9 protein-coding genes are annotated in these 12,192 nt (G+C 53.1%); 2 read left to right on the forward strand and 7 right to left on the reverse strand.

Annotated elements, in window-relative coordinates:
* Positions 1 to 38 precede the first annotated feature (38 nt).
* Positions 39 to 3,986, forward strand: a complete 3,948-nt coding sequence (locus tag IR195_RS16340; RefSeq protein WP_125751239.1) for a hybrid sensor histidine kinase/response regulator — start codon at positions 39 to 41, stop codon at positions 3,984 to 3,986.
* Positions 3,987 to 4,241: 255 nt separating this feature from the next.
* Here IR195_RS16340 and IR195_RS16345 read toward each other — a convergent pair whose 3' ends face one another.
* The 3 genes from IR195_RS16345 to IR195_RS16355 form a co-directional block, all read right to left on the reverse strand.
* On the reverse strand, positions 4,242 to 4,904 hold the full coding sequence (locus IR195_RS16345) for a response regulator (protein WP_125751244.1): 663 nt from the start codon (positions 4,902 to 4,904) through the stop codon (positions 4,242 to 4,244).
* 273 nt (positions 4,905 to 5,177) lie between these two features.
* A complete protein-coding gene (gene acs, locus IR195_RS16350) occupies positions 5,178 to 7,127 on the reverse strand; it encodes an acetate--CoA ligase (protein WP_125751247.1) in 1,950 nt (649 codons plus the stop codon).
* A gap of 168 nt (positions 7,128 to 7,295) precedes the next feature.
* Positions 7,296 to 7,844, reverse strand: coding sequence for a SprT family zinc-dependent metalloprotease (locus IR195_RS16355; protein ID WP_206048077.1), 549 nt, complete (start codon positions 7,842 to 7,844; stop codon positions 7,296 to 7,298).
* A gap of 90 nt (positions 7,845 to 7,934) precedes the next feature.
* On the opposite strand from IR195_RS16355, the gene IR195_RS16360 reads away from it, so the two are divergent.
* The gene (locus tag IR195_RS16360; protein WP_125751249.1) at positions 7,935 to 8,609 is read left to right on the forward strand and encodes a YecA/YgfB family protein; all 675 of its coding nucleotides are present in this window, start codon (positions 7,935 to 7,937) and stop codon (positions 8,607 to 8,609) included.
* Positions 8,610 to 8,634: 25 nt separating this feature from the next.
* On the opposite strand, the gene IR195_RS16365 is transcribed toward IR195_RS16360, so the two are convergent.
* From IR195_RS16365 to adk, 4 genes are all read right to left on the reverse strand, one after another.
* Positions 8,635 to 9,756, reverse strand: a complete 1,122-nt coding sequence (locus IR195_RS16365) for a phospholipase D-like domain-containing protein (protein ID WP_206048078.1) — start codon at positions 9,754 to 9,756, stop codon at positions 8,635 to 8,637.
* Positions 9,757 to 9,783: 27 nt separating this feature from the next.
* Positions 9,784 to 10,503 (reverse strand): class I SAM-dependent methyltransferase, encoded by a 720-nt coding sequence (locus IR195_RS16370; protein WP_125751256.1) that lies wholly within the window; start codon positions 10,501 to 10,503, stop codon positions 9,784 to 9,786.
* Positions 10,500 to 11,204 (reverse strand): tRNA (adenosine(37)-N6)-threonylcarbamoyltransferase complex dimerization subunit type 1 TsaB, encoded by a 705-nt coding sequence (tsaB, locus tag IR195_RS16375; RefSeq protein WP_125751259.1) that lies wholly within the window; start codon positions 11,202 to 11,204, stop codon positions 10,500 to 10,502. Before tsaB ends, IR195_RS16370 begins: the two co-directional genes overlap by 4 nt.
* Before the next feature lie 110 nt (positions 11,205 to 11,314).
* Positions 11,315 to 11,968, reverse strand: a complete 654-nt coding sequence (adk, locus tag IR195_RS16380; RefSeq protein ID WP_125751262.1) for an adenylate kinase — start codon at positions 11,966 to 11,968, stop codon at positions 11,315 to 11,317.
* Between the last annotated feature and the right edge of the window lie 224 nt (positions 11,969 to 12,192).

Consider the following 12,192-nt stretch of genomic DNA (forward strand, 5'->3'; position numbering starts at 1 on the left):
ATCGTCGCTAGGCGAAGCCTTCAACGTGGGGAGACGACATGTTTCATGGCGGTCTGCTGGTCGCGGTATCACTGCTTTACATTGCAGTGCTGTTTGGAATTGCCTGGTTCGGTGATCGCCGTGCACGGACTCACGGCGCCAGCCGCCGACGGCCAATCATCTACAGTTTGGCATTGGCCATTTACTGCACCTCGTGGACGTTTTACGGCGCAGTGGGGCAAGCAGCTACAGCGGGCTGGTCATTCGCCAGTATCTTTGTCGGCCCGATCTTAACGTTTTTACTGTTTTGGCCGGTGCTGGCAAAAATGATTCGTGTTGCCAAGCACCAAAACGTCACGTCAATCGCTGACTTTATTGCTTCCCGCTACGGCAAAACCCAATCCCTTGCGGCGTTTGCTAGTTTAGTTGCCCTGATTGGCACCCTGCCCTACATTGCTCTGCAGTTAAAAGCGGTGTCTACCACCTTTAGTGTTCTGACCGACGCAGCGGACATGACCCATACGCCGCTGTTTGGCGACACAGCGTTTTATGTCGCCATCGTCATGGCAATCTTCGCTATCCTTTTTGGCACTCGTCACACGGACGCGACAGAGCACCACGAAGGGCTGATTCATGCGGTAGCATTTGAATCGCTGGTAAAGTTGTTGGCTTTTGTCGTCCTTGGCGCTTTTGTTACCTGGGGGATGTTTGATGGCCTAGGCGAACTAATGGGCCACGCTGAAAGTCAATTGGAGCTTCAGCGCCAGCTAGCCAATCAAGATTTTGGCCAAAGCTTCTGGGCGCAAACGCTGCTTGCCATGCTCGCCATACTTTGCCTACCTCGCCAGTTTCATGTGGCAGTGGTGGAAAATACTCACCCAGATGATGCAACAAAAGCACGCTGGCTATTTCCTCTTTACTTACTCGCAGTCGCCTTTTTTGTTGTCCCTTTGGCGGCAGCGGGCCTACTGCTGTTTTCGGAAAGCGGGGTTGAGCCTGATACTTACGTACTTGCTCTTTCAATGGCGTCCGGCCAGCAGTGGCTGACCCTTCTCACCTTTATTGGTGGATTTTCTGCCGCGACAGGTATGGTTATTGTGGCAGCAGTGGCAGTGTCCATCATGATTTCTAATGAAATTGTGATCCCAGCGCTATTTAGATTGCGTTGGTTCGACACCAAAGCCCGCGACTATGGCCGCTTAGTGCTCCGCGCACGCCGCCTGACGATTGTTGCTGTTTTGGCAATGGCTTACGGCTTTTACCAGCTTATTGCCGAATTCACTTCGTTGGCCTCAATTGGCATGCTGTCCTTTGCGGCCGCTGCTCAGTTTGCCCCCGCACTCATCGGCGGGCTGTATTGGAAGCGCGGCAACCGCCTCGGCGTTATTGTTGGCATGAATGCAGGCTTTGCGATTTGGGCATACAGCCTGTTAATGCCTGCGATGATCAATGCCGGTGTACTTCCTCAACAATGGTTAGCAGGCGGCCCCTTAGGGCTTAATTGGCTATCGCCGACAACCCTATTTGGCTTAAACCTCGGCGACCCATTTACCCACGGGGTCATGCTGTCGCTGGGCATCAACTTGTTCTGCTATATCTTTGTGTCACAGGTGACTTCTCAGCGGGTCGTCGAACGTATCCAGGCGTCGCTGTTTGTCGATAGCGTTGAAACCCGCCAGACATCCGTCAACCGCCCCTGGACAGGTGCCACCACGGTCGGTGACCTTAAAGTGCTGTGTGAGCGTTTTCTTGGGGCAGATCAAGTGGATCGTGCGTTTGAGGATTACGCACGCCGCGCGGGCAAACCCATAGAAGATAGTTCCCGGGCGTCTATCGACGTCATCCAATTTACCGAGCGCTTTCTTGCGTCAGTGCTAGGCGCATCATCAGCACGTATAGTCGTTAATTCGGCGCTTCAGGGGCGCGGCATTGGCATTTCAGACGTTATTTCTATCGTTGATGAAGCCTCTCAAGTCCTAGAGTTCAACCGCGCACTGCTGCAAGCCACCATTGAAAACATCAACCAGGGTATTAGCGTGGTTGACCAAAATTTGCGCTTGGTGGTGTGGAACCAACGTTATTTAGAGCTGTTCCGCTTCCCTGATCACTTGATACGGGTCGGCGCCCCCATGGATCGCATTTTTCGCTACAACGCGCACAACGGCGAATATGGCCCAGGCGACCCGGAAGAGCACGTTCAACTGCTGCTAGACAACATTCGCGACGGCCAGCCTCACCGCTATGTGCGCTATCGCCAGGATGGCAGCGTATTGGAAGTCCAAGGCAACCCGATGCCTGGCGGTGGTTTTGTCTATACCTACCAAGATATTACTCAGCAGAAGCGCATTGAAGAGGCGCTGATCCGCTCTGAAAATAACATCCGTATCTACACCGATAATGTGCCAGCGCTGATTGCCTACTTTGATAAAGAGTGCCGCTATCTATTTACCAACCGCGCCTACGAACAAGCTTTCGACATAGATCGTAATGCCGTGATTGGGCGTCGATACGAAGACGTATTACCGGTTAAAAAAGCCGAAGAGCGCATGCCATGGGTTCAGCGAACGCTGGCAGGCGAACGGGTCAGCTTTGAAGTTTCAATGCGCGTTAATGATGCCATGCGCTATATGCTGGTCACCTATACGCCCCACTTTGGCGATAGCCAATCGATTTTAGGCTTCTTCGCGCTTTATCAAGACATTACCGAGCGCCGCCAAGCCGAAATCGCCTTAAAAGTGACCAACGAAACCCTGGAAGAGCGCGTTCGCGAGCGCACACAAGCACTTTCCGAGGCCAACGCGGCGCTGCGCCAAGAAAACCGTGTGCGTGCTGAAGCTGAGCAGGCGCTGCGCCAAGCCAAGCAGTTAGCTGAAGATGCTAATGCTTCCAAAACGCGCTTTTTAGCTGCCGCTAGTCATGACTTGCTACAGCCACTGAACGCGGCCCGGCTGTTTACCTCAGCATTAATGCAGAACGTGACCACTAGCGACACCCAGCGCACCATCAGCCATATTGATAACTCACTGCAAGCCGCTGAAGAGCTGCTTGGCACTCTGCTAGATATTTCAAAGCTTGATGCGGGTGCGCTTACTCCGCGACGCAGCCACTTTGCCCTCGCAGATATTATTCGCCCGTTGCGTGCCGAATTTGAAGTGATGGCCGATGACCGTGGGCTGGATCTTGTCGTCGTACCGACGCAACAGTGGGTAGATTCCGATCCGCAGATGCTTCGCCGGATTGTACAAAACTTTTTATCCAACGCGATCCGCTATACCCAAGAGGGTCGTGTACTACTAGGCTGCCGCCGCCAGGCAGGACGGCTTTCCATAGAGGTATGGGATAGCGGGCCGGGCATTCCGGAATCTAAGCTAACGGAAATTTTCCAAGAGTTCCGCCGCTTGGATCAAGTTTCACGCCATAAAGAGAGCGAGAAAGGACTCGGTTTAGGCCTCTCAATCGCTGATCGTATGAGCCGTGTGCTTGATCACCCCATTAAGGTTCGTTCCTGGGTCGGGGTGGGGACTGCATTTTGCGTCAGCGTTCCCATCGTTGCCGCCCGTGAAGTAACCGTCGCGGATCAAGAGCATCACAATCGCCGTAGTGGTAATAAGCTAGCGGGTACCCGCATAGTATGTATCGATAACGAAACGCTTATTTTAGAGGGCATGACGGCCATGCTAAGTGGCTGGGGATGCGAGGTATTCACCGCGACCAGCATCGGCGGCGCAAAATCGATTCTGCGTAATATGGACGGCGACCCCGATGCTATTTTGGCCGACTATCATCTGGACAACGAAGTCACGGGCTTAATGGCACTCGAAGCGCTCAGCGAGCGCTTCGAAGGAGCCGTACCGGGCATTGTGATTACCGCCGACCGCACGGAAGCAGTGGCCGAAGAGATCAAGCGCGCGGGCTATCAGCTGCTGCTTAAGCCGGTCAAACCTGCCGCGCTGCGCGCACTTTTAACGCGTACGCTGCAGGCCAGCCGGGCAGGTGGGAAAACGTAATGATATGGCGGATTGCCCGACAAAAATGCCGTATTCAAAATGGATTCCCGCTAAAAGCATGCGGGAATGACACGGTGGTAAGGCACGCAGGAATGACGGAGCAGCGAGACATGCGGGAGTGACCGAGCAGCGAGACACGCGGGAATGACGGAGCAGCGAGGCATGCGGTAGTGACACAGCGGCGAGATAAGTAGCAAAACGAAAGCGCCGTCCTTAGGTTGTCCTAGGGGCGGCGCTTTCCGAAGGGGTCAGTCGTTAAGACTCGACTTTAGGCGGCTCGACTTCGAGCTTTTGCGCCGCAATAACAGCTTGGGTGCGCGAGTGCACTCCCAGCTTGCGCAGAATAGCCGTCACGTGGGCCTTAATAGTGGCTTCTGAGACGCTAAGCTCATAGGCGATCTGTTTATTTAGCAAGCCTTCCGTCAGCATATTGAGCACACGAAACTGCTGCGGCGTCAGCGAAGCAATTGCCTCCGCAAAACGCGACTCTTCTTCGCTGGTTTCATCTAAGACGTTCGCCAACGCTTCTGGCAGCCAAACTTCCCCTTGCAGAATTTCTCCCACCGCTTCAGCAATCAGCTGTAACGATGAAGATTTAGGAATAAAGCCTGACGCGCCGTAATCAATTGCACGACGAACAACATAGGGTTCGTCACTGCCTGAAACAACCGCTACCGGAATATCGGGCATCTGGCCACGCAGTTGAATCAAACCTGAGAAGCCATGCGCTCCAGGCATATGGAGGTCTAGCAAAATCAAATCAGCATCAGGGTGTCGATTCACGACCTCAGTGGTGGCTTCCATGGTGTCGGCTTCGACAATCTCAGCCTGGGGGGCTAACTGGCGCAACGCCTGAGTGAGCGCTGCACGAAACAGCGGATGGTCGTCTGCGACGATAAACTTATGGGCTACTGCCATGGATATTCCTCCGGTTCCTCGAGCAGCGGGGTTGACTACCGCCGCGACGCTAGGCTCATACGGTTGAAGCATGGTACCCCATGGGCTTCGTCATTCCCAAGCATCACATGCACTATTTGTCATTGATACGTCATCCAAACAGAAATAACAGTGCCGGCTCCATGGCCGGCACTGCAACGGATCTGCTAAGTTTGCCTTATTTTGCATAGCAAATGAATGACATCCGTCATTTAAACGTGCCCCCATTTGAAGAATAACTGAGGGCAAAGCAGATTACTTATTGGCACGATGTTCAATGAGCTCGTCAACCACCGATGGATCCGCCAGCGTGCTGGTATCTCCCAAGCCGTCACACTCATTGGCCGCGATCTTACGTAAAATGCGCCGCATAATTTTACCAGAACGTGTTTTTGGCAGCCCAGGCGCCCACTGAATTACATCTGGCGATGCAATCGGGCCAATATCCTTACGCACCCACTGAGTCAGCTCTTTCTTGAGTTCATCGGTGGGATCAACATCATCATTGAGCGTTACATAGATATAGATGCCCTGGCCCTTAATATCGTGCGGGAAGCCAACAACAGCAGCCTCTGCCACTGCCGAGTGAGCAACCAGAGACGACTCTATTTCAGCAGTGCCCATCCGGTGGCCTGATACGTTAAGTACGTCGTCAACCCGTCCTGTAATCCAGTAATAGCCATCCTCATCCCGACGGCAGCCATCTCCAGTAAAATACATGCCGTCGTAAGTAGAGAAGTAGGTCTGTACAAAACGTTCGTGATCGCCCCAAATGGAGCGTGCTTGACCCGGCCAGGAGTCGAGAATGACGAGGTTACCTTCCGTCTCGCCTTCCAGTTGATGGCCTTCATTGTCCACCAGCGCGGGTTTCACACCAAAGAAAGGCGTTGTCGCAGAACCAGGCTTGAGATCTGTAGCACCGGGAAGTGGCGCGATCATAATGCCGCCCGTTTCGGTTTGCCACCAGGTGTCTACAATAGGGCACTGCTCATTGCCAATAACGCGATAGAACCACTCCCAGGCTTCTGGGTTGATAGGTTCACCCACCGACCCCAGCAAGCGCAGTGAATCACGTTTGCTAGAGTCCATCACGTTATCACCGTGCGCCATTAATGCCCGCACAGCGGTAGGCGCGGTATAGAGGATATTGACCTGATGTTTATCGACAATTTCGCCCATGCGGCCATGGCTTGGGTAGCTCGGCACGCCTTCAAACATTAGCGTGGTTGCACCATTGGCAAGCGGTCCGTACACGATATAGCTGTGACCCGTCACCCAGCCGACATCCGCGGTACACCAGTAAACTTCGCCTTCTTGATAGTCGAAAATATACTGATGAGTCATCGCTGCATAGGTCAGGTAGCCGCCCGTAGTGTGCTTCAAGCCCTTCGGCGCACCGGTTGACCCAGAGGTATAGAGAATAAACAGCGGGTCTTCAGCATTCATGGCCTCAGCTGGGCATTCGGTAGACTGCTTATCCACCAGCTCGTCAAACCAGATGTCACGACCTTCCTGCCAATCAATATCTCCGCCTGTACGCTTCACCACCAATACGTTTTTACATACATCGGTGCCGTTACGCGTCAGCGCTGAATCGACGTTCTCTTTAAGGGGCACGTGTTTACCACCACGTACCGACTCATCAGCAGTGATCACCAGCTTAGAATCAGCACCGATGACCCGTTGCGCGACAGCGTCCGGCGAAAAGCCGCCAAACACAACAGAGTGCACAGCACCGATACGGGCACACGCCAACATGGCCATTGCCGCCTCAGGAATCATCGGCATATACAGCGTCACCGTATCGCCTTTGTTAACTCCCAGCGACTTCAGGCCGTTGGCCAGTTGGTTAGTGCGCTCATAGAGCTCACGGTAAGTAATATGTTTTGAATCGTTAGGGTTATCGCCTTCCCAGATAATCGCCGTCTGATCGCCGCGTTTCTCCAAGTGGCGATCTAAACAGTTGGCACTAACGTTAAGCTCACCATCTTCAAACCAACGGATATCGACATTATCGCGTGCAAAGGAAGTGTTTTTAATCTTTGTGGGCGTCTTAATCCAATCCAGACGCTTTGCTTGCTCGGCCCAGAAACGCTCTGGGTCGTCCATGGACTGCTGATACATTGCCGCATATTTATCTTTATCAGCCCATGCACTGGCAGCGATACTGTCGCGCACTGGATAGACGTTTTTATGCTCGCTCATGAAGTTGCCTCTGTCCGTGAAATTGCACTCTCTAGAAATGGTGTCGGTATTATTATTAGTCGCACCGACGCGCTTAATATTTACCTAGCATAAACCTCCCAACGCTGGCTTCCCCTTAGACATTGGTATTAACATTTTCAATATTAAAAACAATAAGTTAAAACGATTTCAGGGTTTTCTAAAAGCACTGTAGACCAAGGTCTGATCACAATGACGGCAACGATAGCGGCGCCCCTTTACCACTAAAGAATGACGCCTAGCTGTGAAACAGTGCGTTTGACAGCCACACTGATAATGATATGGCCGAGACTGGGCACCCTGAACATCAAAACAGTGAGTTACCCTAGGCTCAAGACCAAACAGGTCTCGCATGACAGCTTGCCATTCTCGACCATGCGGTTTGAACCGCGTGCCATTGGCTAAATGAAAGACTAGCCAATGCGCCATTTCATGGGGAACCACCTCGTCAAAAAACGCCTGCCGATTATTGCCCAACAAAACAGGGTTAAAACGCAGCCCGCCACGCCCTAGATGCGCCTGCCCTGCTGAGGCACCTTTTAGATCGAACCACACCTTTGGCGCAGGCAGCGCAGGATAGACTTCTTGGCAGCGCCTTAGCGCTTCATCTGTTCTGTCTCGCACGGCATGCATAAGCGCCTCTGAAGAGAGTGCCGCAAGTTTTTCAGCAGGCCATGGAGGCAGTGGTAAAGTCGTCATTAGTGATAAACTAACCAGTAACGATGTTGCCAACGAGTGTTGCCGATCAACATCTTTTTCTCAAAGACGATTTTTATGATGAGGCCCCTGATGGCAGAGCGCAATAACGTTCCCGCAGCAACGTCGCCTAGTACCCCGCCACCTCAACCGCTACTTGACGACGAGCAACTTGATAGATTGGATGACTTTCTCGACTCAGAGCAGGTCGGCGAAGATGCGCTGGATCTGATTTCTGCCCATGGCTTTTTAGTGGCACTAGCAGTTGCCCCTAGCGAATTACCCACCAACCAATGGCTAGCCGAGCTGTTTCAGGGAGAGCCAAGTTATCGGGACGATGCCGAACGAGACGAGATTATCCAACTGCTAACACTACTGCGTGACAACGCCGTCGCAGTACTTGAACAAGGCGGTTTACCAGAGCTACCCTTTGAGCTAACGCTCGGTGGCATCCCCGCGGAGGAAACGCCTATCGGCGACTGGTGCGCAGGGTTTATGGAAGGTGTCTTTAGCGACGAAAGCGCTTGGTTCCAAGATGACGAAGAAGCTGCCGCCACGCTACTGTTGCCCTTTATGTCGCTCTCAGGTTTATTCGATGATGAGCCAGAAATGGCTGAAATGGCCCAAGATCAGGCCAGCCAGGAAACCTTTGTTGCTCAACTGCCAGAATTAGTCCTGGATCTTTATCTTCACTACCGCGTGCCCCCCGAAACCCCGAAACCTAAACCACGCAAGAAAACCCCGGCCAAAGGTAAAAAGCGTCGATAGTCTATAGCCGATTGCTAACCGCGCATTATTTAAGGCGAGTGACAATACCATCCACTACGCCATAGACCCACTCGCGGGCTCGCTGCCGCCAGGGCCGTGCAGCCCAGGCGGCAGCATCGATTTCTTGACTAGCGGCAAAGTTACGCTCAAAAAGCGACTGAACCTGCTCGGCGAATGCCTGATTTTCTACTTCTTGATTCGCTTCAAGGTTCCAGTGCAGATTCCAATGGTCGAAGTTACATGAGCCAATACTGACCCAGTCATCGGCTAACACAAACTTGGCATGAATAAACGTAGGCTGGAACTCAAAAATCCGCACGCCAGCTTTTAACAACGCTTGGTAAAACCGTTGTCCTGCATAGCGCACGCCTGGGTGGTCATGTTTACTGCCCGGTAATAGTAAACAAACATCTACGCCACGCCGTGCTGCGCGAATCAGGCGTCTGCGCAGCGTGAAGGTCGGTACAAAATAAGGCGTACACAGCCAAAGCCGCTTGTTTGACTGATTTACCCGCGCATGAAGCGAGTGGCGAATCGCTTGATAACGATACCCCCTCGCTGACATCACTCTACCGCGTATGCCATCAGCACAATGCGCTGCTGTCCGCTGTGGCGGCAACGTCGCTCTAGCCCGCCCATCACCTGCTTGGCGTGTTAACCGGGAACGCCATAAGCGGCGAAAAAGCCCTTCCCAATCAGCGACTACCGGGCCTTCGATGCGCACCGCAATTTCGTACCATGCTTCAAGAAACTCATCCACCGCGCCAAATCCGCCGGTAAACGCAATCTCTCCATCCACGACAACAATTTTACGGTGGTCACGGCTTAAGTTGCGAGCCAGCGAGTGAAAACCAATGGGATTAAAGAACCGTAATGCGACACCTGCTTGCTCTAGGCGTATACGATCACGCTGCTCCAAACCCATGGAGCCATAACCATCGAGCAGCAAATACACCTTTACACCGCGCTCAGCAGCGTCGATCAGCGCATCACTCATCTGGTTGGCTAACTTACCTGACTCCATCAAGTAGAGCTCCACCAGCACGTAGTACTCCGCTTGACTCACCGCCTCAAACATCGCTGGCAAAAATCGCGCTGCTTCCGGCAACAGAGTAGTACGGTTGCCTTCACGCCACACGTGCTGCATAGAGACTCCTTCTCTTGATGAAACGGCTTAGCGACGAGCCAACGAGCGATGGACGTACAGGTCGTAACGGCTCGTCTTACCTTCCAGCGTATGCTGCGGCGCGGGGCCATCGATAGGAGGTGCTTTACGCGGGCGCTTGACCACGACTCGATGCGTCGCTACATCCAACGCCGCTTCTAATAAGCGCGGTGCATCATCATCGTCTCCCGCCAACTCTCGAAACACGCGCATCTCTTTCTTGACCAATGCCGACTTCTCACGGTGCGGAAACATCGGATCAAGATGAATAACCTCAGGATCAAAAGCTGCGCTTTCCACAAGAGCAGCCAACTGCTTAGCGGCATCACCATGGCGGAGCGTCATACGCAAGGCAATCTCTGCTGTCGTCTGTGTTTTTGCAGCACGCGCGAGACCATCTTGAAGCAGTGCGGCAATCGCCGCGACACGTTCAATTAGTAAGACATTTGCTCCCAGGCTTGCCAGTACGAACGCATCCCGACCCAAGCCAGCCGTAGCGTCCACCACGCTAGGCGTAATGCCTTTAGCCAGCCCACAGGCTTTTGCCACTAACTGCCCGCGTCCGCCACCAAACTGACGACGATGAGCCGCTTTACCAGCGGCAAAATCGACACTAAGCGGTTTTCCATACTGACGCTCATCACCTGACAGCGCCAACTGGCCATCAACGTAGCCAAGCGCTAACCCCGAAGGCAACACCAACGTCTCTGGGCTTGCCACATGGCTCATGCTGGCTTTTTCCAAGCCACGTCGTTGCGCAAATAAACCGGCTGTACTTCGTGAGCAACCTTGCCTAGCCCCGCTTCTAAATCACGAGCGGCGAGCCATGCCATCTCTTCTGCCCGTGGCTCAAGATCAGTAAGGTGCTGAGACATGTTGGTCTGTAAACTTAGCGCGAAGTCATCCCACAGCGTAAACCCCGAGCCCACGCCGACCCAGTCGGTCTCCTGCTCAGCGGGTAAATGAAAGTTTGCAGGCGCCACGACCACTTCGTCACTTTGCAAGCTAAGCGTGTCATTTAAACAGTGCCAAGTAGCCGCGTAGATTTCGCCCATTCGGGCATCTAGCGCGGTCACCACATGACGAAAATGGTAGCGGCGATGGGCCTGAAGCGCGAGTGCTTCCAAGGTGGAAATACCCAGCAATGGGCGATCCAACCCAAACGCCAAGCCTTGCGCTGCACCGGCAGCGATGCGCAAGCCGGTGAATGATCCAGGGCCACGCCCAAACGCAACCGCATCTAGCTGCTGCGTAGAAATATTGGCCTCAGCGAGAATGTCATCCACCATCGGCATTAAGCGCCGGGTATGAGCCCTTGGCGTCATCTCGAAACGCGCCAAGCATTCACGTTGGCCACTTTGCTGGCGCAATAAAGCCGCAGAGCAGGCACTAGAAGATGCGTCCAGTGCGAGAAGGTATAACGATGACATCGATTCTGCACTCCATAAAGTATGGCCATCATTATACCTTTACATGGCCTAAACGACGATGGCCCGCAGGTAACCTGCGGGCCATCGTGTCATTCACTGGCATGTACTAATTAGCAAAGCGCTTCTTTCACTTGCCGAGTAATGTCAGCCACACTGCCTACACCTTCTACACGATGGTACTGCGGCGCGGCCTCGGGGTCTTCTTTCGCCCACTGCTGGTAATAATCGACCAACGGAGCGGTTTGGTCGTGATAAACCGACAGACGGTTGCGCACGGTAGACTCTTGATCATCTTCGCGCTGAATCAGAGCTTCACCAGTCACGTCATCCTTACCCAGCTCTTTGGGCGGATTATGCTCAACATGATAAACACGCCCAGACGCCGGATGAACACGACGCCCCGCAAGACGGCTAACAATTTCTTCGTCTGGCACGGCAATTTCCAACACGTGGTCCAGCTTAACGCCAGCCTCTTTCATCGCATCGGCTTGCGGGATGGTGCGCGGAAAACCATCGAACAAGAAACCATTTTCGCAGTCGGGTTGGCTAATGCGCTCTTTAACAAGATCGATAATGACATCGTCGGATACCAAACCGCCGCTATTCATAATCTCTTTTACTTTGAGCCCCAGCTCGGTGCCGTCCTTGATGGCCGCGCGCAGCATATCCCCGGTGGAAATTTGAGGGATCTTAAATTGCTCACAAATAAACTGAGCCTGGGTCCCCTTCCCTGCGCCGGGGGCACCCAACAGGATTAAACGCATGGCACTGCTCCTTGAATGTTAGTCGTTAGATATGAATATATTGTTAATAATGGACTGACAATAACCGTGCCGTTCGGATGACACAACTCCCCAAAAGCCTGATAACGCATTTTTTTTATATTTTCTTAAGTAAAAACAGCCAAGTGGCAACTTCTCGTACTTTGGTCACCCCTTCTTTGCAGACCAACGAAACTGTTTTAAACACAAGCGGCGCCCTACTGGGC

Origin of the sequence: Vreelandella venusta (genome assembly GCF_015689495.1) — a bacterium.
Taxonomy (GTDB): domain Bacteria; phylum Pseudomonadota; class Gammaproteobacteria; order Pseudomonadales; family Halomonadaceae; genus Vreelandella; species Vreelandella venusta.

Coding starts and splice junctions, on each gene's coding strand:
- IR195_RS16355 (WP_206048077.1), bottom strand. CDS start 7,844: ATGACGACTTTACCACTGCCTCCATGGCCTGCTGAAAAACTTGCGGCA.
- IR195_RS16365 (WP_206048078.1), bottom strand. CDS start 9,756: ATGCAGCACGTGTGGCGTGAAGGCAACCGTACTACTCTGTTGCCGGAA.
- IR195_RS16345 (WP_125751244.1), bottom strand. CDS start 4,904: ATGGCAGTAGCCCATAAGTTTATCGTCGCAGACGACCATCCGCTGTTT.
- adk (WP_125751262.1), bottom strand. CDS start 11,968: ATGCGTTTAATCCTGTTGGGTGCCCCCGGCGCAGGGAAGGGGACCCAG.
- IR195_RS16370 (WP_125751256.1), bottom strand. CDS start 10,503: ATGAGCCATGTGGCAAGCCCAGAGACGTTGGTGTTGCCTTCGGGGTTA.
- acs (WP_125751247.1), bottom strand. CDS start 7,127: ATGAGCGAGCATAAAAACGTCTATCCAGTGCGCGACAGTATCGCTGCC.
- tsaB (WP_125751259.1), bottom strand. CDS start 11,204: ATGTCATCGTTATACCTTCTCGCACTGGACGCATCTTCTAGTGCCTGC.
- IR195_RS16340 (WP_125751239.1), top strand. CDS start 39: ATGTTTCATGGCGGTCTGCTGGTCGCGGTATCACTGCTTTACATTGCA.
- IR195_RS16360 (WP_125751249.1), top strand. CDS start 7,935: ATGGCAGAGCGCAATAACGTTCCCGCAGCAACGTCGCCTAGTACCCCG.